The 24,343-nt window shown below is 63.5% G+C and carries 24 protein-coding genes; 5 read left to right on the top strand and 19 right to left on the bottom strand.

Annotated elements, in window-relative coordinates:
- Positions 1 to 1,550: type I secretion system permease/ATPase (locus EN984_RS00765; RefSeq protein WP_127276609.1), on the top strand; the 1,550-nt coding region annotated here is incomplete at its 5' end.
- Positions 1,547 to 2,896 carry an HlyD family type I secretion periplasmic adaptor subunit gene (locus EN984_RS00760; RefSeq protein WP_127269264.1) on the top strand — a complete coding sequence of 450 codons (1,350 nt, stop codon included), beginning with the start codon at positions 1,547 to 1,549 and terminating at the stop codon, positions 2,894 to 2,896. The genes EN984_RS00765 and EN984_RS00760, both read left to right, overlap by 4 nt.
- A gap of 21 nt (positions 2,897 to 2,917) precedes the next feature.
- Here the strand turns inward: EN984_RS00760 and EN984_RS00755 are convergent, their stop codons facing one another.
- The 8 genes from EN984_RS00755 to EN984_RS00720 form a co-directional block, all read right to left on the bottom strand.
- Positions 2,918 to 3,754, bottom strand: coding sequence for a sulfite exporter TauE/SafE family protein (locus EN984_RS00755; protein WP_127269265.1), 837 nt, complete (start codon positions 3,752 to 3,754; stop codon positions 2,918 to 2,920).
- Positions 3,755 to 3,847: 93 nt separating this feature from the next.
- The gene (locus tag EN984_RS00750) at positions 3,848 to 4,594 is read right to left on the bottom strand and encodes an SDR family NAD(P)-dependent oxidoreductase (protein ID WP_127270367.1); all 747 of its coding nucleotides are present in this window, start codon (positions 4,592 to 4,594) and stop codon (positions 3,848 to 3,850) included.
- A gap of 33 nt (positions 4,595 to 4,627) precedes the next feature.
- Positions 4,628 to 5,806 carry an alanine--glyoxylate aminotransferase family protein gene (locus EN984_RS00745; protein WP_127270366.1) on the bottom strand — a complete coding sequence of 393 codons (1,179 nt, stop codon included), beginning with the start codon at positions 5,804 to 5,806 and terminating at the stop codon, positions 4,628 to 4,630.
- Between the two features lie 26 nt (positions 5,807 to 5,832).
- On the bottom strand, positions 5,833 to 6,639 hold the full coding sequence (locus EN984_RS00740; RefSeq protein ID WP_127267957.1) for a 4-pyridoxolactonase: 807 nt from the start codon (positions 6,637 to 6,639) through the stop codon (positions 5,833 to 5,835).
- 47 nt (positions 6,640 to 6,686) lie between these two features.
- Positions 6,687 to 7,622 carry an ABC transporter permease gene (locus tag EN984_RS00735; RefSeq protein WP_127267958.1) on the bottom strand — a complete coding sequence of 312 codons (936 nt, stop codon included), beginning with the start codon at positions 7,620 to 7,622 and terminating at the stop codon, positions 6,687 to 6,689.
- A 2-nt stretch (positions 7,623 to 7,624) separates the two neighbouring features.
- Positions 7,625 to 8,722: an ABC transporter permease gene (locus EN984_RS00730; RefSeq protein WP_127267959.1), complete on the bottom strand. Its 1,098-nt coding sequence runs from the start codon at positions 8,720 to 8,722 to the stop codon at positions 7,625 to 7,627.
- A complete protein-coding gene (locus EN984_RS00725) occupies positions 8,719 to 10,287 on the bottom strand; it encodes an ABC transporter ATP-binding protein (protein ID WP_127270365.1) in 1,569 nt (522 codons plus the stop codon). Before EN984_RS00725 ends, EN984_RS00730 begins: the two co-directional genes overlap by 4 nt.
- A 78-nt stretch (positions 10,288 to 10,365) precedes the next feature.
- Positions 10,366 to 11,394, bottom strand: a complete 1,029-nt coding sequence (locus EN984_RS00720; protein ID WP_127267961.1) for a BMP family protein — start codon at positions 11,392 to 11,394, stop codon at positions 10,366 to 10,368.
- A gap of 100 nt (positions 11,395 to 11,494) precedes the next feature.
- Here EN984_RS00720 and EN984_RS00715 point away from each other — a divergent pair, with 100 nt between their 5' ends.
- The gene (locus EN984_RS00715; RefSeq protein ID WP_127267962.1) at positions 11,495 to 11,920 is read left to right on the top strand and encodes a hypothetical protein; all 426 of its coding nucleotides are present in this window, start codon (positions 11,495 to 11,497) and stop codon (positions 11,918 to 11,920) included.
- Positions 11,921 to 11,958: 38 nt separating this feature from the next.
- On the opposite strand, the gene EN984_RS00710 is transcribed toward EN984_RS00715, so the two are convergent.
- From EN984_RS00710 to EN984_RS00670, 10 genes are all read right to left on the bottom strand, one after another.
- Positions 11,959 to 12,969 carry an ABC transporter substrate-binding protein gene (locus tag EN984_RS00710; protein WP_127267963.1) on the bottom strand — a complete coding sequence of 337 codons (1,011 nt, stop codon included), beginning with the start codon at positions 12,967 to 12,969 and terminating at the stop codon, positions 11,959 to 11,961.
- A 39-nt stretch (positions 12,970 to 13,008) separates the two neighbouring features.
- Positions 13,009 to 13,824 carry an ABC transporter permease gene (locus EN984_RS00705; RefSeq protein ID WP_127267964.1) on the bottom strand — a complete coding sequence of 272 codons (816 nt, stop codon included), beginning with the start codon at positions 13,822 to 13,824 and terminating at the stop codon, positions 13,009 to 13,011.
- Entirely contained in the window at positions 13,821 to 14,651 is an 831-nt protein-coding gene (locus EN984_RS00700) for an ABC transporter ATP-binding protein (RefSeq protein ID WP_127270364.1), read from the bottom strand. Before EN984_RS00700 ends, EN984_RS00705 begins: the two co-directional genes overlap by 4 nt.
- Positions 14,641 to 14,778 (bottom strand): hypothetical protein, encoded by a 138-nt coding sequence (locus EN984_RS37535; RefSeq protein ID WP_164748745.1) that lies wholly within the window; start codon positions 14,776 to 14,778, stop codon positions 14,641 to 14,643. Before EN984_RS37535 ends, EN984_RS00700 begins: the two co-directional genes overlap by 11 nt.
- Before the next feature lie 3 nt (positions 14,779 to 14,781).
- Positions 14,782 to 15,711, bottom strand: a complete 930-nt coding sequence (gene fhmpcd1, locus EN984_RS00695) for a 5-formyl-3-hydroxy-2-methylpyridine 4-carboxylate 5-dehydrogenase (protein WP_127267702.1) — start codon at positions 15,709 to 15,711, stop codon at positions 14,782 to 14,784.
- Positions 15,711 to 16,331 (bottom strand): glutathione S-transferase family protein, encoded by a 621-nt coding sequence (locus EN984_RS00690; protein ID WP_013529861.1) that lies wholly within the window; start codon positions 16,329 to 16,331, stop codon positions 15,711 to 15,713. Before EN984_RS00690 ends, fhmpcd1 begins: the two co-directional genes overlap by 1 nt.
- Before the next feature lie 26 nt (positions 16,332 to 16,357).
- Positions 16,358 to 16,768 (bottom strand): RidA family protein, encoded by a 411-nt coding sequence (locus tag EN984_RS00685; RefSeq protein ID WP_127267701.1) that lies wholly within the window; start codon positions 16,766 to 16,768, stop codon positions 16,358 to 16,360.
- Positions 16,769 to 16,774: 6 nt separating this feature from the next.
- Complete coding sequence (locus EN984_RS00680; protein ID WP_127267700.1) at positions 16,775 to 17,908, bottom strand: hypothetical protein; 1,134 nt, start codon at positions 17,906 to 17,908, stop codon at positions 16,775 to 16,777.
- Between the two features lie 80 nt (positions 17,909 to 17,988).
- Entirely contained in the window at positions 17,989 to 19,140 is a 1,152-nt protein-coding gene (locus EN984_RS00675; RefSeq protein WP_027039500.1) for a cupin domain-containing protein, read from the bottom strand.
- A gap of 290 nt (positions 19,141 to 19,430) precedes the next feature.
- Positions 19,431 to 21,059 carry a choline dehydrogenase gene (locus tag EN984_RS00670; RefSeq protein ID WP_127267699.1) on the bottom strand — a complete coding sequence of 543 codons (1,629 nt, stop codon included), beginning with the start codon at positions 21,057 to 21,059 and terminating at the stop codon, positions 19,431 to 19,433.
- A 204-nt stretch (positions 21,060 to 21,263) separates the two neighbouring features.
- Between EN984_RS00670 and EN984_RS00665 the strand changes: the two genes are divergently transcribed.
- Together EN984_RS00665 and EN984_RS00660 are read left to right on the top strand one after the other, a co-directional pair.
- Positions 21,264 to 21,941: an FCD domain-containing protein gene (locus tag EN984_RS00665; protein ID WP_127267698.1), complete on the top strand. Its 678-nt coding sequence runs from the start codon at positions 21,264 to 21,266 to the stop codon at positions 21,939 to 21,941.
- 43 nt (positions 21,942 to 21,984) lie between these two features.
- Positions 21,985 to 23,532, top strand: a complete 1,548-nt coding sequence (locus EN984_RS00660) for a GMC family oxidoreductase N-terminal domain-containing protein (protein ID WP_164748746.1) — start codon at positions 21,985 to 21,987, stop codon at positions 23,530 to 23,532.
- A 58-nt stretch (positions 23,533 to 23,590) separates the two neighbouring features.
- Here the strand turns inward: EN984_RS00660 and EN984_RS00655 are convergent.
- A partial coding sequence (locus tag EN984_RS00655) for a GGDEF domain-containing protein (RefSeq protein ID WP_245480015.1) occupies positions 23,591 to 24,343 on the bottom strand: 753 nt, incomplete at its 5' end.

The following is a 24,343-nucleotide window of genomic DNA, read 5'->3' as shown; positions in this document are numbered from 1 at the left end:
GGCTGGAGGTGGTGCGCGGGCGTCTTCTGGCTAAAGTCGGATCGTGGATGAACGCGCGGTTGGCACCGGTTCTCCTGACCGCATCCGTGGAATATGCCGCCTCGGCGCCCGGTCATGCCAACGCCCGTCCGCTACGCGACCTGGATCAAGTGCGGAATTTCTTCACCAGCCCGAGCATCTTCCCGATTCTTGACGCGCCTTGGGCACCGTTGTTTTTCGCCGCCATATTCGTCATGCACCCCTGGCTGGGCTGGTTGGCGCTGTGCGGCGGGATTGTCCTCTTTGCGTTGGCGTTGCTCAACGAATACGTCACACGCAAACCATTGACCGAGGCTGCAAATGCACAGTCGCGGGCATACGTGCAGGCCGAGGCGACGATCCGCAACGCCGAGGTCGTCCAGGCGATGGGTATGCTAAAGCCGCTGATGGAAGGCTGGAAGGCACAGCAGGACGAGGCGAACAAAGGACAAGTCCTTGCCGCTAACCGGGGTGGGGTCATCGCGGCCATCGCGCGTTGTCACCGGCTGGCCCTGCAAATGGCCATACTCGGCCTCGGTGCCTATCTGGTTCTTCGCAACGAGGCCTCGCCCGGTATCATGATCTCCGCCTCGATCCTGATGGGCCGCGCATTGTCACCGGTCGAGCAAGCGATCGGCACCTGGAAGGCGACGGTCGGAGCCCGTGCCGCTTACCGGCGCCTCACCGCGGTCGCCGGACAGCACCGGGAGGCCACACCGGTCCTGCCACTGCCCCGTCCGAAAGGCAGGTTTGAGGCCGACAACCTTGTGCTTGCCCGGCAGGGTGGCGAGCACATCCTCAAGGGGATCAACTTCCGCCTCGAGCCGGGTGAAGCGATGGCGTTGATCGGTCCGAGCGGGGCTGGCAAGACGAGCCTGGCGCGCATACTCGCCGGCGCCTGGCGCCCGTCCGCGGGGCGCGCCTTGCTGGACGGAACGGATGTTGCCCAATGGGCGGCGGAAGACCGTGGTCGTCATGTCGGCTATCTGCCGCAGGACATCGAGCTCTTCGCCGGCACCGTGTCCGAAAACATTTGCCGCTTCGCGATGCTCAACCCGGCGGTCTTCAACAAGGTGGTCGAGGCCGCGCAGTTGGCGGGAGTCCACGAGCTGATCAAAGGACTGCCGAAGGCGTACGGCACCGAAATCGGCGAAGCGGGTGCGATACTGTCGGGCGGGCAGCGCCAGCGCATCGGGCTGGCGCGGGCACTCTACGGCGACCCCGCGCTGCTTATCCTCGACGAACCCAATTCCAACCTCGACAGGGAGGGCGAGGAGGCATTGATTGCCGCTCTCGGCGTGGCCAAGGCGACGAATACGACCGTTATCCTTATCGCGCACCGCGCCAGCATTTTGGACAAGGTAGACAAGATACTGGTCCTCAACAGGGGTCAGCAAGATCTCTTCGGGCCGCGCGACCATGTCTTCAACGAACTCGCCAGCCGTGTCGGCAAGGTGGCCCATCTGCCCAAGGCGGCCCAGTTGCCAGCCCTTGAAGTGGTGAAGGAAATCAAAGAGGTCAAGGAAGCATGAGCCGCCCCCCCGAATTGAAGGTCGTGCCGCTGCCCCTCGCGCCGCCCTCTCTCCTGGAGCCGCAACCCCTCCGTCTCACCGGCGTGACGTGCACCGGCTTCGCGATCATGTTCCTGTTCTTCGGCGTGGCCGGGGGATGGGCGGCCCTGGCGCCGCTGGACAGCGCTGCGGTGGCGTCGGGCGTGATCAAGGTCGCCGGCGACCGCAAGCTCATCCAGCACCTCGAGGGCGGCATCATCGCGGAGTTGAACGCCGCCAACGGGGATATCGTCAAGGCGGGCAAGATCCTCGTCGGGCTCGACGACACGCAGGCAAAGGCGCAGCTCGACCTGATCCAGAACCGGATAGCAACGCGTGAGGCGCTGGCCGCGCGTCTCAGGGCCGAGCGTGACGGCAAGACCGAGATCGAGTTCAATCCGGCGTTGCTCGCAAACCCCGCGATCGCCGTGAAGGACGCGGTGGCAGCACAGCGTGACGTGTTTACAGCGAAGCACCACAATCTGAAGGACGAGCAGGAAATTCTCGGCCAGCGCCGTCACCAGGTCGAGGAAGAGATAACGGGGCTGGAGCAGCTTATCGTCACGGAAGACAAGCAGATCGAGGCAATCGAGGGTGAAAGCAAAGACCTTGAGGGTCTGCTCAAGAAAGGGCTGACCACCCGCGAACGGAACTTGTCGCTCAGACGCCAGCAGCGGGAGATCGAGGGCGAGCGCGCCACCAATGTCGCGGCAATCGCCCGTGCCGGAAGCGCCATGGCCGAGATCGACATGCAGATCCTGAACCTCAACACAGTGCGCCTGAACGAGGCCGTCGACGAGTTGAGCAAGGTCGAGGCGGAGCTGTTTGACCTCGGACAGCAGGAGCGTTCCGCCAGGGACGTGCTTAGCCGTACCAACGTTGTCGCGCCGGTTGACGGCATCGTCATGGACTTGAAGGTCCATACCGCGGGCGGTGTCGTGAAACCCGGTGAGACATTGATGACGATCGTACCGCTCGGACAACAACTCGTGGTCGAGGCTATGGTCAAGCCGGAGGATGTCGAGACGATCGCACCCGGACAGCTCGCGCGCGTCAGCTTCCCGGCCTTCGCCCGCTACAACCTGCCGCCGCTCGAGGGCGTCGTGGAGATCGTGTCGGCTGACCGCATGGTTGAGGAACGCAGCGGCGCACCTTATTTCGCGGCGACAGTTGTGATCGACAAAAGCGAACTCGGCAAGCTGGAGGGCCGCAAGCTGCTGCCCGGCATGTCGAGCGAGACGATGATCCGGACGGGGGCTCGCACCGTGCTTTCTTATCTCGCCGAGCCGATCACGCAGAACTTCCGCCGGGCCATGCGGGAAAAATAGCAGTAGGCCGCTGAACCGGATTCAGGAAAGCAGCATTCGCCCGGCCGTGATCGCCAGGAAGAACGCAAAGGCAAGCTTCAGGTAGCGCGGGTTGAGCGCGTGGGCGAGCTTGGCGCCCAAGGGTGCAAACAGAAAGCTCACCGGCGCTATGATGGCAACCGCCGGCAGGCTGACGTAACCCAGGCTGAGCGGAGGCCTGCCTGCAATTGCGAGACCCGACCAGATGAAGCCGGCCACCGCTGGAAGCGCGATAAGCAGGCCAAGCGCCGACGATGTGCCGACGGCCCGGTGCACCGGAAAGGAGAAGCTGGAAAGCGTCGGCACCGACAATGTGCCGCCGCCAATCCCCATGAGCGAAGAGACAAAGCCGATCACAGCAGCGATCGCGCGGTTGATCCAGCCGCTTTTCGGCAGGTGATCGGAGATCACGAGGTGCTTCGGCAACGCCATGTTGACGGCCACCAGCAGGCCGACGACGCCGAAGACCAGCCGCAAGCCGGCGCCCGGGATGAATTTCGACATGATGCCACCGACGAGGGCACCGACGAAAATGGCCGGGCCCCACAGATTGAGCAGAGGCCGATCAACGTTGCCGCGCCTGTTGTGTGACCGCATCGATGAGATCGAGGTGGGGATAATGACCGCAAGCGACGTCGCCACCGCCAGATGGCTGATCACATCAGGAGAAAACTGGAACAGGCTAAGCACCCAGAACAGCACCGGGACGATGACGATACCGCCACCGACTCCCAGCAGGCCAGCCAGCACGCCGGACGCCACGCCGGTCATGGCCAGGCCGGCGACCAGCATTGCAATCGTCAGCTCGTCGAAAACCGACGTGTCGAATCCGAAGTCCACTATGATTTCCCTTTGATGGCCGCGCCCGTCCGCTGCAGCAACCCCGATGCAGGTCGTTCCGAAATGCGTAACAGTTTTTGGGATGCGCTTTGGCTAGTGGCGCACCATCCCGGCGTCGACATTGAGCGTCTGGCCGGTGATCCAGCGCGCATCGTCGGAGGCCAGGAACGAGACCACGTCCGCGATATGTTCCGGCTGCCCTTTGCCTTTCATCGCCTGAAGCATCTCGACGAAGCCGAACGCCTCGTTGTGCGGGCTCGCCTTGACGCCGTCGCTCTCGATCAGGCCGGGCGTCACCGCATTGGCGGTGATGTTGTATTTGCCAAGCTCGGTGGCGAGCGCCCTGGTGAAGCCGATGACGCCACCCTTGGCCGCGACATAGGCAGCCATGTTCGGCGTGCCGGCAAAGAAGGTGTTGGATGCGATGCTGATTACCCGTCCGGCCTTCCCCGCCGCACGCATCTGGTCCGTACCGGCACGGCTGACGATAAAAGTGCCGGTCAAATTGACGTCGATGATCTTGCGCCAATGGTCGAGATCGACATCGTCCCAGGCGACGAACGGCACGATGCTGGCATTGTTGACCAGGATGTCGATGCCCCCGGTCAGGGCCTGGATTTCTCCGAAGAGTGCCTTGACGGATGCCGGATCGGAAATGTCGGCGGCGATCGCCCTCGCCTTTCCGCCTATCGCCGCGGCCGCCGCCCCGGCGCCTTCGGCATTGATGTCGCTGACGATGACGGTTGCCCCGTCGGCGGCAAGCCGCGCTGCGATCGCCTTGCCGATACCCTGCGCGGCGCCTGTAACCAGGGCCGTCTTTCCCGCAAGCCGTTCAGTCATGAAAATGCTCCCTCAATCCGTGGTGATGTCTGTTCAGGCGTCGGCGTCGATCACGGCCAGCGCCGCGTCGATGCCCCTGCCGATCGCCAGTTTCTGGCCGGCCGCATTCATGGCGCCGCCCAGTGCCGTCAGCGCCGCGATCGCATAGATCGGCTGGGCGGTCGGTCCCATATGGCCGATGCGCGTCAGCTTTCCCAAGGTCTCGCCGCGCCCCGACGAAAACACCACGCCGTAACGGGCGCGCGCGGCCTGGCGAAGCGCCTTCTCGTCGAAACCTTCGGGCGTGCGGACAGCGGTCGTGGTCGGCGACGCGATGCTGTCGCTGGCAGCCCAGATCGACAGGCCCATCGCGGCAACGCCAGCGCGCATGGCCTTGGCGGTGAGTGCATGGCGCGCCCACACCGCCTCCGGTCCCTCATTGAGGTAGAGGTCGAGCGCGACATCGAGCCCGTTGATCTCCGAGACCGACGGCGTAAATGGAAACGGCTTGTCCCGCGACCACGCATGCTCCCAGTCGACGATGCTCAGCATCGACGCGCGCGGCGCCAGGGGATTGGCCTTCATCTTGGCCCAGGCCCGCTCGCTGACACCCATCATCGTCAGGCCGGGAGGCGCGCCCAGGCATTTGTTCGGGCCGGTGACATAGATATCGGCCTTGCAATCCCCGGGATGCGTCTTCATGCCGCCAAAGGACGAGACGGCATCGACGATGAGATAGCCGCCATGCGCTGAAACCAGCGCACCGATGGCGTCGATCGGATTGATGGTGCCGGACGGCGTGTCGTGGTGGCAGACGGAAACGACGGTGATCTCCGGATGCGCCTTCAGCATTGCCTCGACCTCCTGCGGATCGATCGCCTCGTTATAGGGCACCTCGATCTCGAGCAGATGTGGCGAATAACGCTTCGCCCAATAGCCGAACCCCTTGCCGTAAACGCCTGAGGCAAGGTTGAGCACGACATCGTCCGGCGTGATCAGCGAGGCCGCGGCGGCCTCCAGGCCAAGCACCGGCTCGCCATGCAGGATGACCGGCTTGTTCGACAGCCGCATCGCCTTTTGCGCCTTGTCGACCACACCTTCGTAGAAAAGCTGGAACGCCGGGTCGTAGTCGTAGAGCACCGTGCGCCCGAGGCCGCGCAGCACTTCGGCATAGGCGTTCACCGGCCCCGCGGTCAGGGTGATGACCGGATCGGCATGTTCGAGATAACGCATCGTCTTGGTCTCCGGATTGGCGGGGGTCAGCCGTAGAATTGCGTGCCGGTCCTGTAGGTCTTGAAGTTGTCCATGTCGTGCGAGTACATCAGCTCGGCGCCATGGTCCTCGGCAAGTTTCTTCACCTTGCGCATCGAATTGACGCCCGCCACCGGGTCGATGTGGAAGGCCGCCTGGCACAGCGTTTCAAGGCTCTTCTGCGTATAGGCCGCGTCGATCGTGAACATGATCGGCTTGCGCTTGGGGAACTCGACCAGCAGGCTGTAATGGCCGATCGAATGGCCGGGCGTCGAGATCAGCCGGACGCCCCTGGCAAGCTCGACGTCGCCATCGATGCCTTCAAAGGTCGAGTTCGCCCGTGTCGTTCCCGCAAGCAATTGCCCGGTCGCGCCACGCGCTTCGGCAGCCTCCGCCGAAAAGCTCAGATCGGAATAGCCGAGATGTTCGAAGGGCTGCGGATCGCACGCCTGCGGCACCTCGGTCCGGTGACAGATCTTCTTGGCATGCGGAAAATACTTGTTGCCGCCGCAATGATCGAAGTGGAAATGCGAATTGACGACGACGTCGATGTCCTTCGGTTCGAGGCCGAGCAGCGCCAGGGCGCCGGGGATGGTCTGGTGCTTTTCCTGGATCGGCTTTTCGAACGGCAGCACCTTCATCACGTGATCGTAGTCGTAGCCGGTGTCGATGAGGAACCGGCCCTCGGCATGCTCGATCAGGATCGAATAGACCGGGAAGCGCACTTCGCCGCCAGGGCCGCGATTCCAGAACACATGATAGCCGTCGAGAACGAGCGAGCCGCCATCGAGCAGGTAGACCTTGGTATCCGACATTCTTGCCTCCTTTATTGGCGCGGGTCCCATCCGCGCATGAATTGTCCTCAGCGCGCGCCGCGCTCGTATGGAATGCCGAGCGCCGCCGGCAGGCTCGCGCGCCGGCCGAACAGCACCAGCATGATCATCACCGCCAGGAACGGCAGCATCTGGATGATGTCGGTCGGTATGTTGATCCCGGCCACCTGCATGGCCGTCGTCAGCGACAGGCAGACACCGAACAGCAACGCACCGAACAGCACCCAGATCGGGCGACCGCGCGCCAGCATGGCCAGCACGATGCCGAGAAAGCCCGCGCCATTGGTGATGAACGGAATGAACAGCCCAGCCCCGACATTGGCGAGATAGGCGCCGCCGAGCCCAGCCAGCGCTCCGGTCGTCAACACGGCGATGGTGCGGGTCCGCACGACATCGATGCCGGCGACATCGAGCGCGGCCGGCTTGTCGCCTGCCGCCTGCAAATTGAGGCCGAGTTGCGTGCGCCGATAGAGGTAGCTCATGCCGAAAACCAGCGCGACCGCCAGATAGACGATCAGATGATGCTTGAAGAATGCAGGCCCGATGACCGGGATGTCCGAAAGCAGCGGAATGACGGTCGCATCCGCCGCGGGCAGGCGCGGGTAGCTGCGTGAGAACTGGAAATGGTGGAGCAGTGCCGTCAGGCCCTCGAGCCCCAAGGTCAGCGCGATGCCGATGACGATCTGGTTCAGCCCGATGCGCACGCAAAGCAGCGCCATGACAAGCGCCACCGCAGCACCCCCGGCGGCACCGGTGAGAAAACCCAGCCACAGCGACCCGGAATAGAAAGCGCCGACAAAGCCGAGATAGGCGCCGGCCAGCATCATGCCTTCGATGCCGATATTGAGCACGCCCGCCTTCTCGGAGATCTGCTCGCCGAGCCCGGCAAGCAGCAGCGGGATCGCCGCGGTGACGGCGCCGAACAGGAGCGCGCTGAGAAAGACTTCGCTGAACAGCCCGGTCATGCCTAGGCCCTCCGCGACTGGTTGTATCGGTGATCGAAATATTCGGCGAGCGCGAGCACGATCAGCACGATGGAAACCAGCACCAGAGTGAAATGATTGGGCACGCCGAGCCGGCGCGCCGCGCTCTCGCCGCCGATCGAAAGCACCGAGAGCAGGAACACGAAGCCGATTGCCGCAAAGCCGTTCATGCGGGCGAGAAACACGGCGGGAATCACGGCAAGCCCATAGGCGGGATTCCAGTCGGCGCGGACATTGCCCTGGACGCCGATGATGTCGACGGCGCCGGCAAGCCCGGCCAGCCCGGCCGAAATGGCGAAGACGGCGACGGTCAGGCCGGGGACACCGAGTCCCGAGTGAACCGCCGCGCGTGGATTGGCGCCGACGATCCTCAGCTTCAGCCCGAACGCCGTGCGCGTCATCACCAGATGCACGATGACGATCGCCGCCAGCCCAAGCAGCAAGCCGCTGGTGATGGTCGTTTCGAACAGGCGCGGCAACCGGTCTTCCACCGGCAGCGTACGGGTCTGCGGCACGGTCGTGTTGGGGTCGCGAAACGCCAGCTTGACCAGCACATTGGCGAGCGAGGTGCCGAGGAACGTCATCATCAGCGTGGTGATGATCTCGTTGACGCCCTGATAGGCACGCAGCAGGGCCGGCACCAGCGACCAGATCATCGCCACCACCATGGCGATGAGGAACGAGCAGACCAGCGCCAGCCAGGCTGGCATGACCTGCACGAACATAGGAGCGCTGGCCGCCGCCGTCACCGCGCCGAGCAGGAACTGGCCGTCGCCGCCGAGATTCCACATGCCGGCGCGAAAGGCCACGATCAGGCCGGCGGCAAGAAACAGCAGCGGCGCCATGCGCGTCAGCGTCTGCTGGATGCCGAGCGGCGAGAACAGTCCTTTCTCCAGCACGAAGCCGTAGTAGGCGAGCGGGTCGACGCCGACCGCAAGCAGGATACAGCCGGCTATGACGAGAGCGATGAGGATCGGGCCGAGCGTCATCAGCAGCCGATGCGCGATGTCGCGGCGCGTCCTTGCCCCGCTCGTGGCATCGAGTGCGGTGGCACTGACCGTGGGTGCGGTGTCGATGCTCATGCGGCAAGTCCGATCATCAGGCGACCGACCTTGGTGCGGGCATCGTCGGCATTCTCGACGGTGCCGACCAAAGCTCCGTCGGCGATGACGGCGATGCGGTCGCACATGCCAAGCAATTCCTCGAGGTCGGTGGAGATCAGCAGCACCGCAAGGCCACGCGCCGCCGTGTCGCGAATGCGCTGGCGCGACGCCAAAGTGTTGGCGAGATCGAGCCCGTAGGTCGGCTTGTTGAAGATCACCACCTTGGCGCCCTCAGCCAGTTCCCGTGCCAGAAGCACCTTCTGGATGTTGCCGCCGGACAGCCGCGCGACAGGCGTCTTCAGGCTCGGCGTACGCACGTCATATTCGCGCACGAGCTGGGCGGCGCGCTTGTCGATCTCCGCGCGCTGCTCGACGCCGTTGCGCCAGAACGGGGCCGCGCCGACCTGCTTGAGGAAGAAGTTGATCGAGACCGGGAAGGTTCCGACAGTGCCCTCGCCCAGCCGGTCGTCGGTCAGGTAGCGAAGGCCGCGCCGGCGGCGCTCGCCGACGCTCAGCGTCTCGATGGCGGCGCCGTCCAGCCGTATCGAGCCGCCGGCAGCTGTACGCTGGCCGGCCAGCGCTTCCGCCAGTTGCTTCTGGCCGTTGCCGTCGATGCCGGCAATGCCCAGGATCTCGCCCGGGCGGATGTCGAAGGAGATCGACGACAGGCCCGGCGCATTGTCCGTCGGCGCGACCGCCAGATCTGCGACCTGAAGCAGCGGGGCCGCTTCTGCTCGGGCAGTGCGGACCGGACGCTCGACGGCTTCCGGATCATCCTTCTGCTTGCCGAACATCAATTCCACGATCTCCGAGACGATCTCCTGTTCGCCCAGCGCGCGAAACCGCTCGGGCGGGATCTCGCCGACCTTGCGGCCGAGCTTCAGCACCGAGATGCGATCGCCGAAGGCAGCCGCCTCCTTGAGCTTGTGGGTGATGAAGACGATCGCCAGGCCCTGCTCGACAAGGCGGCGCATCAGTGCGCCGAGTTCGTCGATGCCTTTCGGCGTCAGCATGGAGGTGGACTCGTCAAGGATGAGCAGCCGGCTGTTGCGCAGCATCGCGCGCAGAATCTCGACCTGCTGCTGCTCGCCGAGCGACAACTCCGATACCTTGGCTTGAAGCTTGACGGTGATGCCGAGCGTGCCGGTGATCTCGGCGACGCGCGCCGCCAGTTCCTCGGTCCTGGGGCGCTGCCACCACGGCCCGCCAAGCAGGAGATTTTCCGCCACCGTCAGCGTCGGCACCAGCATCATGTGCTGGAATACAGTGCCGATGCCGAGTGTCAGCGCATGGCGCGGCGAGGTGATCGGCGTCGGTTTGCCGTCGACCAGTATGCGTCCTTCGTCCGGCTGCTGCAGGCCGGACAACATGCCGATCAGTGTCGATTTTCCAGCGCCGTTCTCGCCCAATAGCACATGCACTTCGCCCGGGCGGATCGACAGGTCGACGCTGTCATTGGCAACGATGCCGGGGAACCGTTTGGTCACGCCTTCAAGCGCGACGATGTCGCGCCCTGCAACGGACGATGAAGAAAAACCGCTCATGAAAGCCCAGCACCAAAAAAACGGGAATCGTCCGGAGGGGTGAACGGATCACCCCTCCGGCAGCCGGCCGTGATCGCCTTACTGGGCGACGCTGGTCATCAATGCCCTGACGGCGGCCGCGTCATAGACCGGCTCAACCTTGATCTTGCCGGAAATGACGTCCTCGCGCAGCGCCTGGATTTCCGTCCAGGCATTGTCCGGGATCGCAGCGGTCTTCAGCAGCTTGACCGAGTCGTCCTTGAGGCCGATCGTATAGTGTTTGGTGCCGAACGTGTCGGCCTTCAGGTCGGCAATCATCGCCGCATAGACCGGCTCGATGTTCCACACCACCGACGACAGCAGGAAGCCCTTGTCGATCGGTGACTTGTCGCCGATGACGTCGATGAAATAGACCTTGCCGCCATCGGCTGCCTTGGTCGTCTCGACCGCCTGCAGCATGCCGAAGCTCGAACCGTTGCCTTGGCCGAAGATGATGTCGGCACCCGATGCGATCACGCTTTCGGTGACGCGCTTGCCGCCGGCCGCGTCGCTGTAGGCGGCAGGGCCGATCACCGCATAGGTGATCTTGACGTCAGGGTTTTCCGCCTTCACGCCTTGTGCGAACGCCGCCGACTGCGAATTCCACGATGGCGGTTCGCCCGAGACGACGATGCCGACCGACTTGGAACGCGACACCTTGGCGGCGAGACGGCCGGCCAGATAGGCACCCTCGTGGCCGCTCAGCGTATAGTCGGCGACGAGGCCCTTCTCCAAGCCGGCTGGCGTGTCGACGATCGCCACCGGAACTTTCAGTTCCTTGGCGATTTCGGGCGCCGAGGTGTTGTAGCCGCTGGCATGCGCGATCAACAGGCTGGCGCCGTCGGAGGCAAGTTCCCGCAAGGTCGGACGAACGTCGCCATAGCCGAGGCCCTGGGCCACGACCACTTCGACGCCGGCGGCCTTGCCCGCCGCCTTGGCGGCGTCGATGCCTTGCTGGTTCCAGCCATAGTCCGTGCCTTCTTCGGGCGTCAGGATGGCGATCGACTTGACCTCGCCGGCAAGCGCGCCGCTCATCAAGACACCGGTCAATATAGCTGCACTTACACTGCTCTTAAGAAACTTTAACATGTTACCCTCTCTGTTGTTTTACCAATCAATATTCTTATTGTTATTGCGCAAAAGCGAGATAGACTGCCTAGGAAAAATTACATTATGGAGCTCAGGCAAAGTGAAGATCCGTTATGGCCTTCCGGTGATGCTGGCGTTGTCGTCCTTCGCCAACGCGGTTGAGTTGCACCATGTCACCGTCCGCACCGGCACTGACGGGCTCGACATGGTTCCGTTGACGATTTCGAATGCGGGCAGCGAAAGCCTCTCCTGCAACGCCGACTTCGCCCACTGGTATTCAGCCGGGATCGCAACGGTCGAGCCGGGCAAGAAGACCCGCGTCGAGCTCTGGTTCGATGCGAAGACCGGCACGTTCACGATCCTCAACGACAAACGCGAGAACCTGCCCGTCGAGCGGCTGTGGTGCGGTCTGGCGAGCCGCGCATATGCCACCCGCGTGCAGGTCACGCTCGACCGCACCGATGCGGCGAAAGGCGAGCGTGATGTGTCCTGCGGCATCGCGCGGGACAGCCTGGTCTGCCGGTAGGCGGTCATCGGGCTTTCCGTTCGAACACCGCGCGCCCCTTATTCTTTTGCCAGGAATGCGTCGGTGAAGACGTCGTCCGCCGACAGAGCCGTCTTGAGCACCCCCTGGTCCGTCAGCGTCTTCAGGGTCTCCTCCCACTGCGTCTTCGTCATCCAGCCAAGACCGTGTTCCTTTGTGTCGGGGCTGCTGAACGTCGAGGCGATGTCGGCGTTGATCTGCGCCAGCAGTACATCCTTTTTCTCCGCATAGCCGGGCGCGGCCTTGGCCGTGATCTCGGCGGCCTCTTCCGGATGAGCCACGACATAGTCGAAGGCCTCCCTGTATGCCTTGACGAAGCGGCGTACGACGTCCGGCTTGTCCTTGATCATCGCCTGCGAGGTGAACAGGCCCGAGCCATAGGCTTTCCACCCATGGTCCGCCCCCATCATGATGCTGAGCGAGCCGGGGCCTCCGGCCTTCGCTTCCAGCTCGGGAACCTCCGCATCGATATAGCCGACGACCGTCTGAACCCGGCCAAGCAGCAAATAGCTTTCATAGGGAGGCGAGACGCTGTTCAGCGTCATGTCCTTTTCGGTCAGGCCGTTGGCGGCCAGGAAACCCTTGAAGAAGATGTAGGTGGAGCCGGCCGGATGAATGCCGATGGTCAGTCCCTTGAGGTCGGACGGCTTGGTGAGCTTCAGCGTCTTGGCCAGCGAAATGATCCCCAGCGGCGAGTGCTGGTTGACAGCCGCCAGCGCCACGACCGGGACATTCTGCGACCGTGCGACGGCAAGCGTGGGAAGATCGCCGAACCCGAAATCCGCGTTCTCATTACCCACCAGCCGCATCGCGTCCGGCGAGCCGGACCCCTTGCGGATCTCGGCCACATCGATGTCGTTCTTGGCGAAGAAGCCCTTTTCCTTGCCGACGAAGAACATGGCGTGATTGCCGCGCACCACCCAGTCGAGCTGGACGTTGACCTTGTCGGCCGCCAGAGCCGCGCTGGAGAAGCCGAGTGCGCCGACAAAAGCTGCCAAGGTAGCTGCCTTGATAAGTGACCGTCTCAGCATGTTTTGTTCCCCTTTATGAATTTGGTTGATCGAGTGGGCCTAGGACTGGCTGAATTTCGGCGCCCACGGCACCACGATGCGTTCGAGGATTTCGGCGGCGTAGTAGAAGGCGATGCCAAGCACGGAAACGAGCAGCAGCGCTGCGAAGACCAGCGCCGTGTCGAGCTGGGTCGAAGCGAACTGGATGACGTAGCCGAGACCGTCCGACGCCCCGGCAAATTCGCCGACGATGGCGCCGATCACGCTCAACGTGGCGGCGATCTTGGTTCCGGCCATAAGGTTCGGCAGCGAGTGCGGAACGCGGATCCTGAACAGGATCTGCGTCTGGCTGGCCCCGACCGAATTCATCAGCGACAGCAGCGAGCGATCGACCGATTGCATGCCGGCCAGCATGGAGAGCGTCACCGGGAAGAACGCAATGACCAGGATGAGGCCGATCTTGGGCGCCAGCCCATAGCCGAACCAGAGGATGAAGATCGGCGCCAGCGCGACTTTCGGCACGTTCTGGAACAGCACCACCAGCGGATACAGCGCGCGTCCCAACCAATCGAAGCGCACGATGACCAGCGCAATGGCAATGCCGACCACGACCGAGACCAGGAAGCCGAACAGGATCTCGCCCGCCGTCACCAGCGTCGCCTGCATCAGCGTGCCCCATTGCGCGACCAGCGACTTCGCGATCTCGGAAGGGGCGGGAATGATGAAAGCGGATATGGCAAAGATCCGCACGGCCGCTTCCCACAGCACGATCGTCACCAGCAGGAGGATGACCGCCGGCAGCCAACTGCCGGTCGCCGCACTCCAGCTGGAGGCGAGGCGCGGCTCGGAAAGGTCCGTGATGGGTTGGTCGCTCAAGACGCGCCTCCCGGTTGATGGCTGGAGCGCAGCATCGTTCGCAACTGGACCACCAGCCTGACGAACTCCGGATCTTCGGTGACCGACAGGTCGCGCGGATAAGGCAGCGCAATGTCGAGGCTCTCGGTGATCCGCCCCGGCTTGATCCCTAGCACGTGAACATGGCGCGACAGATGGATGGCCTCGTCGATGGAATGGGTGACGAGCACGATCGTCTTGCCGGTACGCTGCCAGATCTCCAGCAGCGACTGGCCCATCGAATCGCGGGTGATGGCGTCGAGCGCGCCGAACGGTTCGTCCATCAGCAGGACCGCCGGGTCGAGCGCCAGGGCCCGTGCGATGGCAACCCGCTGCCGCATGCCACCCGACAGCTCGTTTGGCCGCTTGTGGGCGCTGTCGCCCAGCCCGACCAATTCCAGCATCTCCTGCCCGCGCGCCCGCAGATCCGAGCGCGACAGCGATTTGTCGGCGATGCCGAGCAGCAGCGAGGCATTGTCGACGGCGTTTTTCCAGGGGAGCAGGTTGGCGTCCTGGAAGACGAGGCCGATCATCCGCTTGCGCGCAGCCTCGATCGGCGCGAGCCCGGCGATCGAAACGCTGCCCTGGGTCGGCTGCACCAGCCCGGCCAGCACCTTGAGCAAAGTGCTCTTGCCGCAGCCGGAAGGGCCGATAAGGGAAACGAACGATCCCTTTGGCACCGAAAGATCGATGTTCCTGAGGATCAGCTGCCGGGCGATGACCACCGAAACGCCTTTGGCGGAGATCAGATCGTCATGGCGGATATGGGCCGGCCTGTCGCCGGCGGCTCGGATGGTTTCAATGCGCATGGCTTGCCGCCCCGCGTGCTGTTTTCTGCCGCACCCGCACCATCTTGATGGCGAAGGCGCCCTTCACACAAACAGCCGACCGGTGGAACTCCTCGAACCGGCCTGCCCTCTGCGCACCATGTGACATTGGCTACTCCCGGCCTTCCAGGATGCGCCGCACCGCGACGAGCTTGCGCGCCCGTTCACCTTGCAGCGCTTTTGTCTGCTCGGGCGTGTAGGCAAACATGCCCTCGCCCGACTTGATGCCGAACTTCGACGCGGCCGTCTTCTCCAGCACCATCGGCGCGACATCGTCACGGTTGGAGAGATCGGCATTCAGGAAGGACGAGACGGATTTGTAGATATCCAGCCCCGCCATATCGAGCAGCGCCATCGGGCCGATGACGGCAATCTTGTAGCCGATGCCCCAGGATACGCAGGTGTCGAGGTCTTCCGGCTCGATGACGCCGCGCTCGACAAGATCGACCGCCTCGCGCAGCAGCGCATAGAGCACGCGGTTCTCGACGAAGCCTGGAACGTCCTTCTTCACCACCACCGGCAGCAGGCCGATCGAGCGGATGAGATCGCGGATAACAGTCACGGTTTCAGGCGCGGTCTTTTCGCCGCCGATCACCTCGATCATCGGGATGATGTGCGGCGGGTTCGACCAGTGCATGCCGACCATCCGCTCGGGTTGCGAGATATGCGCCTGCAGCTTGGTGATCGGGATGCCCGACGTGTCGGAGGCGACGATGACAGACGGGCCGATCAGCGGATCGATGTCGCGATAGGTCTGCGCCTTGATGTCGATATTCTCGGGCACGTTCTCGATCACCAGTTCGGCGCCATCGACGGCCTCGGCGATCGTCTCGACGAAACGCACGCTGCCGGCGCCAGTCCCGGGCGCCTTGATGTCGAGACGGTCGAGCACGCCGCCGGCGAGATCGAGCATGCCGCGGGCGCGCTCGATTGCCCCTGGCGAAACATCATACGCCGTCACATCGAGCCCGCCGCGCGAAAGCCGCGCGGCGATGCCTGGACCCATCGTTCCCAGTCCGATGAGAGCGGCGCGCTTGATCATCATGCCGCCTTTGCGGGAGCAGCAGTGGTTGCCGCCTTGAAAGCCGGCCGGGCGGCGATTGCGGCCACCCAGCGCTCCAGATTGGGCATCGACGGCCGGTCGATCTTGAAGTCGACGCAGCGCTTCAGGATCGGCGCGCAGGCAATGTCTGCAAGGGTCAGCTTGCCGAGCGCCAGGAAGTCCTTGCCGGCCAGGTGGCCGTCGACGATCTTGAGCTGCGCGACAAGGTCCTTCACTTGTTCCTTGTATTCGGCGGTCTGTTCTTCGGGCGTGAGCTTGGCGCCCTTGAAGGCCGCCAGGTAGCCCGGATTGACCGCAGCCAGCAGGAAGTCCATCCAGCGCTCGACCTCGGTCTTTTCGGCCGGCGTGGCGCCATTCAACTGTTCGCCGCCGAATGCCGCGAGATAGCGCAGGATGGTGTTGGACTCCCAGATCACGGTGTCGCCGTCGACCAGCGTCGGCACCTTGGAGGTCGGGTTGAGCGCCTTGTATTCCGCCGTCTGCGTGTTCTCGAACTGGCGGCCATAATCCTCGCGCTTGTAGGAGGCCCCCAGCTCTTCGAGCATGAAGAGCACCTTCTGGACGTTGCCTGATGTCTGGCGGCCTAACAGCTTGTACATGTCGTCTCCTCGCTAGTGTCCAAGGCCTACTTGCTCGCCGGCAGCGGCTTGTAGACGATGGCGTCCATTTCGATCTTGGTGTTGATGACGGCCTTTGCCTCGACGGTCGTGCGTGCCAGAACGGCGTCGCCGATCCCTTCGAGGAACGCCTTGTTGTAGCGGCCGAAATCGCGCGTATCCTCGAGATAGGTGGTGATCCGCACGACATCCGACAGCGTCGCGCCTTCATGCGCGATGACGCGTGCAATGGTCTTCAGCGTCGCCAGCGTCTCTTCCTCGATCGTGCCGCTGATCACGTTGTTGTTCTCGTCCTTCGGCACCTGGCCCGAGACGAAGATGAAATCGCCCGCACGCACCGCCGGATGAAACGGCAGGTTCGGGTTCTTGTTGCCGATGGCGTAGTGGCTGGCGGATTTTCGCGTGCTGTCGCTCAACATACCCCCCTAGAGAACGCTGGTTTCGATGATGTCGACGCCGCGGATGCGATCGATCAGGTAGACGATGCCGCGGTCGTCGATGGTCACGTCGTTGGACGAGGAACGCTCCGCCCCCTCCGGCGCGTCGGGCATGAAATGGCCGACTTCCTTTGGCGCGAACGGATCGGCGATGTCGACGAGGCGCAGCCCCTGCGCGAACCATGCAAACGGAATGACGGTTCCATTGAACCGCTCGGAGGGCTGGTGGCAGCCGGTCATCGGCGGTTGCGGCGCGCCATCCGGGTCGAGGCCCGGCACCTGGAAGGTCGAGATCGGCAACGGGTTGGTCTCGTCGGTGATGTCGTAGATCCAGGTGAAGGCCGGCGGCGAAGGTCGCAGTTTGGCGACATCCTCGTCCGCCACCACCATGATGTTGCGGCCCTTCAGCAACTGCGGGATCGGCAGGCAGGTGTGGGTGGGATGCGGAAAGCTCGGGCTCGAATTGACGTGCGAGACCAGTTTCGGCTTGGTGATGTCCGAAATGTCGAGGATGAACAGGCCGTGATGCCAGTAGCTGACATAGAGCCGGTCGCCCATGCGCAGCGGATGGTGGCAACGCGGCGTGACATAGTCATGCCACGGGTATTCTTCGCCGCCACCCGTCCACTGGCCGGGTATCCACCAGCGTCCGACCTCGACCGGCTGTGCCGGATCGATCAGGTCGAGGATCATCACGATGTTGCCGACATAACCGTCGGCGGTCGGCGAGATGTAGACGTAACGGCCGTCGAAGTCGTAGCGGTGGACGCCCTTGCCGCCGGTTATCCATTTCGAGATGAGCTTGGGCTGCGCCGGCTTGGTTGTGTCGTAAAGCGCCAGTCCGCCGCCGAAATCGGCCGGGCCGGCATCGCCAAAGCGCTCGTGGTTGATGATCATCAGCCCATCCTTGGCGCGCACCTTGTGCGAGTGCCAGCCGGGCGGAACATCGATCGTGGCTATCTTGCGCGGATTGCGCGGGTCGGAAATATCGACCAGCGTCGTGCCGCTCGGCGGCCGCATGTGGCCGATATAAAGGATGTTGCCATCGACCCAGACCTGGCCGCCGCCTGGACAGTCGACATGGCCGATCTGCTTGGTGTTGAACGCCGAAACCAAATGCATACACCCTTGCTGCTGAAGCGTCGTTTTCGATGTCCACGCCGCCAATCGCGGCGGGACAGTGCTTGCCGAAGGACCGGAAACTAGACGAGGCGGAGCAGATCGCCGGCCTGGTTGCGGCCCCAGCGCTTGTAGAGGAGCAGCGCCTTCTGCGTCGGCGCATCAGTGGCGCCGAAGAAGATCACCGGCTCGCTCGACGAGCCGTTGACATGCTCGACCCAGGAACCGCCAGGTATGGCGATGGTGTCGAACTGGTTCCAGTCATAACGTTTGCCGTCGATGATCGAATGGCCGTTGCCGCGGAACGGCGCCAAGAGCAGGCTGGCGGTCTCGCGCTGCGGCAAGGTCTTCTCGCCGGGGCGCAGCATCTGCACGTAGAAATTGATGGTGTGGAAGACGGGTCCGCCGGTGGTCGGATCGACATAGTCGATGACGATGCCTTCATGGGGGTCGCCATCCCAATCCTTGTGGGCGTCGAGGACCGCTTCCATCTTCTCCCAGCGATAGACATACATCGGCGACGACAGGCCGCCGCCGCGCTTGTGGTCGACGAAACGCGGCATCAGGCCACCCTCGCCATAGATGCGCTGTGAGTAGTCACCGGGATAGCGGGCGGTCTGCACCTTCTTCTCGACTTCCTTGCCATCGACCATCTCGGTGTATTTGTGGTCGAAATGGACGGCATGCAGCGTTTCGACCAGCGGCAAGTCGAGCACCGACAGGTTGACCGCCTGCTCGCCGCCGACGGTGCCATGATTGTGCCAGGCGTCGTTGGGCGTCAGCACCATGTCGCCCGGGCCAAAAACCACGTCTTCGCCCTCGACGCCGGTGAAATTGCCCTTGCCGGTCAGGCCGAAGCGGATGGCGCTCGGCGAGTGCTTGTGCGGCGGCATGATCTCGTCGGGATCGTTCAGGCGGTAGGCGGTGTACATGGTGCTGACCGATGCACGCTTGGGCGCAAGACCGGGATTGACCAGGATCAGCGAACGGCGCTCACTGTCGTCCATGGTCACCAGTTCGGCGGCGCGCTGCAGCAGCGGCTCGATGTCCGAATAGGACCACACGAAGGGAACGGCCTTCGACGTCGCCATCAGCTGCTTGATCTCGTCATGGTCGACGCCTTCCGACGTCGCCCAGAACGGAAACATGTTCTTTGCGTAGAGGGCGTCATAGAGGCCCTTGAGTGCTGCCTTCTTGTTGGTGAGCACATCGTTAGCTGGTTGCGCCAGGGACATATCGGACACCTCTCGTCACGAAGAAAATACTTCTAACCAACTCAACCGTATTCGCATTGGTTTTGCTCGACAATAGCCAAATTGCGAATTTTATAAGTTTTTGGTTGAGGTGCATTTTTGGAAGGCAAATGCCCAAAAATAGGCAGAATAGCCTAGAAATGCGCGAGATACGGCTCGCAATCAGGGCGTGGAACCGCTTCGCCACGGCCATGCGGAAGCGCATGACAGTCCAACCAACGCAGTTTTTCAGTCTCAACCAAAAGACTTTGGTTGTATTCCGGCCGCCTCTATCAGGCCGCCACGCTCTGTTGAGCGCGGCTGCGGATCAGATCCGCGGCCTTTTCGGCGATCATGATGACCGCCGCATTGATGTTACCACAGACGAGGTCGGGCATGACCGAGGCGTCCACGACACGAAGTCCGGCGATGCCGCGCACCCGCAATTCCGGATCGACCACCGATGCCGCATCGACGCCCATGCGGCACGTGCCGGCCGGATGATGCACGGTGATCGAGGTCTTGCGGATATGCTCGTCGATCTCTTCGTCGCTCTCGCATTTCGGGCCGGGAAAGAACTCCGCGCCAACGAACGGAGCCATGGACGGCTGGCTGGCAAGGTTGCGCGCAACGCGAAAGCCGGCGCGAAGCGATTGCCAGTCGCTCTGCGAGGACAGGAAGTTCTGGTGGATCAGCGGCGCAGCGACCGGATCGCTCGACGCCAGCTTGACGCTGCCGCGGCTCTCCGGCTGCACCGCAACGATACGGGTCGCAAAGCCGTCGGCGAACGGCGCCTTGAACGGCGACATGTAAGGCCATGCCCCCAGCGGTGCAGCGGTGAAAAGCAGCTGCACGTCCGGCAGCGGCCGGCTTGCGTCGCTCTTCAGGAATGCCACGACGCCGCCAGGCACATCTCCCGAAAAGCCCTTTCCGGTGAGATAGGTCTTGACGAAATCCAGCCCGATACGATCGGCCCGCATCATCTTGAGAAACGGTCCCGGCTGTTTGCGCCGATACATCAGGATGACCGAAACATGGTCCTGCAAATTCTTTCCGACCTGCGCACGATCGACCTTCGTCTCGATGCCATGCGCCGCGAGCTCACCGCCGTCGCCTATGCCTGACAGCATCATCAGCTGCGGCGTGTTGATGACGCCGCCGGCAAGCAGGACTTCGCGCCGCGCCAGAACTTCATGGCTCGCCCCGCCTCTGGTGTAGGCAATGCCCGCCGCGCGCCCATCCCTGAGCAGGATCTTCGTCGCCATCGCGCCGGTCAGCACCTTGACATTGCCGCGGCGCATGGCCGGCCGCAGATAGGCGGTCGCGGTCGAGCAGCGGCGGCCGTTGGCGATCGTCATCTGCAGCCGGCCGAAGCCTTCCTGTATGGCGCCGTTATAGTCGTCGGTCTGCGGGTATCCGGCATCACGGCTGGCTGTGGCGAAGGCATCGATCAGTTCGTCCTTGTACCGGCAGAACTGGGTGTTCAGCGGCCCGCTGCCACCACGGTACCGGCTTTCCCCCGCTTCCCAGCGCTCCTGCTTCTTGAAGTAGGGCAGCACCTTGTCGAACGACCAATCCGTCAGGCCGCTTGCCGCCCAGCGATCGTAGTCGCCGCGATTGCCGCGCACATAAGCCATGGCGTTGGTGGAGGAAGAGCCGCCGATGACCTTGCCGCGCGCGCATTCGACCTTGCGCCCGCCGACATTGGCCTCGGGCTCGCAGAAATACATCCAGTCGTGGCGGCGCTCGGTCAGTATCTTGCCCCAGCCGAGCGGGATGTGGATCATCGGATCGCGGTCCCAATCCCCCGCCTCCAGCAGAAGCACCGATACGGCAGGGTCCTCGCTCAGCCGGTTCGCCAGCACGCAGCCGGCCGATCCCGCACCGACAATGACGTAGTCAAAGGTTTCGCCAGCCGGCATGCGTGATCCTCGGGAGAAAGACGGTCCGCCGCGATGGCAACCGTCGACATGGGCAGTCAACCATCGCGCAACTAGTGTTGTCAACCATTGCGTACAGTTGTAGATTGGTTGAATTGGTTGAGTGCCGTCGAACAGGTTTTCGTGTCACAATATGATGTCGGGACGTTGAGTCGGCGGTCTGCCGATCGGACAGGAGATTTGGTTTTGAGCGCATTCGAGCCGCAGGTCGGACCATCGGATCTCGACGACATCATCGCCGCGGTCCGCCAGTTGCAGCAGGGCGGCGGCAAGCTTCCGTCCGAGCGCGATCTTGCGCAACATCTGAGCGTCAAGCGCCATCAGCTTCGCAAGGCGCTTGAAGTGCTGCGCCTTTCGGGCGACCTCAAACCGGCGCGCGCCAGGCGGGCGCCGACCGCCCTTCCGAGATATGGCGAGGAACTGGTCAGGGTAACCAATCCGATCGAGGTCCTGGAATTGCGCCTGATCATGGAGCCGGGCCTTGCCCGACTGGCGTCGCTGCGCGCCTCCTCTTTCGAGACGGCGCGGATCCTCGACGCGGCAACCACGCCGGAGAACGCCCCGTCGGGTGAGGTCGACTTCGCTTTCCATCTCGCGATCGTTGCCGCGGCCCGCAACCATCTCGCCGCGGAATTCTACAAGATGCTGCGCCAGGTCGGCGTCGATGCGCGGGTGAAAGTTGCGCGCACCGCAGCCCCCACCTGCCCCAAGCGGATCGCCCACCGCGACGGCGAGCATCGCCTGATCGCCGAAGCGATCTCGCAGCGCGATCCCGAAGCGGCAGAGGCCGCAATGCGCACGCACCTTTTGTCCGTGCAGAGACAGATCATGGAACGGTCGAATGCCGGCGCCTTTGCCGCGTGATCGTATCAGCTTCCGATAGTGAGCCTGTGCGGGGAATTTCAAATTGAAACGTCATTTCGACGTGCTGGTGATCGGTGCGGGATCCGCCGGCTCGGTTGTTGCCAGCCGGCTCAGTGAAGACCGGTCGTGCCAGGTCGGCCTCGTCGAGGCCGGGGCGATGCCGGCCGATCCCGACATCGCCGATCCGCTGAAATGGACGATGCTTCAGGGCCGCGCCTACGACTGGAGCTACCGGACCGTGCCCCAGCCCTTCACCGCCAACCGCGTCCATGAATGGCCGCGCGGCAGGATCGTCGGCGGCTCGAGCTGCCTGCATGCAATGGCCTATGTCCGCGGCCATGCCGATGATTTCGAACCCTGGGCGCAAGCTGGCGGCGAGCGCTGGTCCTATCGGGGGTTGTTGCCGGGCTTCATCCGCAGCGAAGCCTTCACTGCCTTCGACGGGCCGACACGCGGCATGAGTGGCCCGCTGGACGTCTATCTGCCGGACGCCGAAGTCAGTCCGGTCGTGCGGGCCTACATCGCCGCCGGGCGCGCCATGGGTGCTCCCGCCCTGAGCGACCACAACAGCGGCGAACTGGTCGGCACTAGTCCCAATTCACTCAACATACGTGACGGCAAGCGCCTGAGCGTCGCCGACGCCTATCTGTCGTCGCAGGTCATGGCGCGGCCGAACCTGACCTTGCTTGCCGGCCACGAGGTCGAGCACCTGGTGCTGGACGGCCACAAGATCACGGGCGTGAGCGTGGTGTGCGGGGGCCAGACCGGAACGCTCTGCGCCGACCGGATCGTCCTTTGCGCCGGCGCAGTATCCACGCCGCTCATCCTCATGCGGTCGGGCATTGGCTGTCCCGATACGCTGAAGCAAGCTGACATACGTTGCCTTGCCGATCGCGACGATGTCGGCCGCAACCTGCAGGATCATCTGCTGGCTCTCGGCAATGTCTACAGCACGAAGAAGCCGGTGCCGCCTTCCCGCCTGCAGCACTCCGAATCGCTGATGTACCTGCACAGCGATGACCCGACCCGCTCCACGGGAAGTCCCGATATCGTGCTGGCCTGCGTCGTCGCGCCGTCGGCGGCCGAGGGCCTGAAGACCCCGCTTTATGGCTCGGCCTTTACCATCCTGTGCGGCGTCACTCATCCAACAAGCCGCGGGCGCATCACACCGAGCGGGCCTGGTCGCAATGACAAGCCGGTCATCGACCCGCATTACCTCGAAACCGAACACGATCGCGCGACATTCAGGATGGCGTTGAAGCGGGCGCGCATGGTCGGCCATCATGCGGCTCTGGGCGAATGGCGCGATATGGAGATCCTGCCAGGCGCACCGGTTCAGTCCGATGCCGAACTCGATGCTTTCATCGCCAGGGCTGCTTCCACCCATCACCATCCGGCCGGCACGTGCCGGATGGGTCGTGACACTGAGGCCGTCGTCGATCCTGACTTGCGGCTGAACGGCTTCGACAATGCCTTTGTCGTAGACGCCTCGGTGATGCCGGCGATCCCGAGCGGACCGATCAACGCCGCGATCGTCGCCATCGCCGAAACCTGGGCGGCGTCTTCACGGGCTACCCCGTCCTCAGCGTAACCGCGGCCGCGTCCGACAGTTCCCCTGGGTTCCGAATGGCTCTGGCTCCCAGCGATTGTCAGCTATGGAGATGCGTCAGTTCAAACGCGGCTCCGTCCTGGACGCCGGCCATGCGCTGCTCGGCGGACCGGAACATGTCCGCGAACTCCACCTGGTTTTCGAACACCACGCCGCCGACCTTGACGGTCAGGGCATCCTCGGTCCCTTTTGGCGCGAAATAGACTTGCGCGATGCGCGCCCGGATACGCTCGCCGATTTCCCTGGCTTCTGCTTCGGTCGCGCCGGCGAGGAAAACCCCGAACATCGACGTCCCCATGCGTCCAACCAGATCCTCCGCACGCACCGACGATTGTATGGTCGAGGCTATGAGCCGCAAGGCCTGATCGCCCCATTCAAGACCAAAGCGCAGGTTGATGGACCGCAGATGTTCCGAATGGATGACCAGGAAGGCGCCCGATTTCGGCCCCGGTACCGACGGCCGTGCCGTTCTTTTTTCGACCATCGACGTGAAGACCGCTCCGTTCAGGCAGCCGGTCATGGTGTCGAAGGTTGCCGACTTGTCGAGTTCCCGGCGATAGCGACGAAGCTCGATCCGTTTTAATCCAACGAACAGAAAAAGCGGAACGCCAAGGACAACGGGCAACAGGATTGCCGTGATCATGCTGCGCCCAAATGGCGTCAGCGCCTCGGAGAACAGGAGCAGATAATTGAGGCCGACGGAAACGCCCAGGATTGCAGCGGTTCCCAGAAAGGTCAGCAAAGCGACGCTTTTCCATGCCTGGTCGGTGGTGCTCGCCATAGTCTTTATCAC

The organism is Mesorhizobium sp. M7A.F.Ca.CA.004.12.1.1 (assembly GCF_003997835.1).
GTDB lineage: Bacteria > Pseudomonadota > Alphaproteobacteria > Rhizobiales > Rhizobiaceae > Mesorhizobium.
Note: the sequence above shows the minus strand (reverse complement) of the source record. Positions and strands in the feature narration are given on the sequence as shown.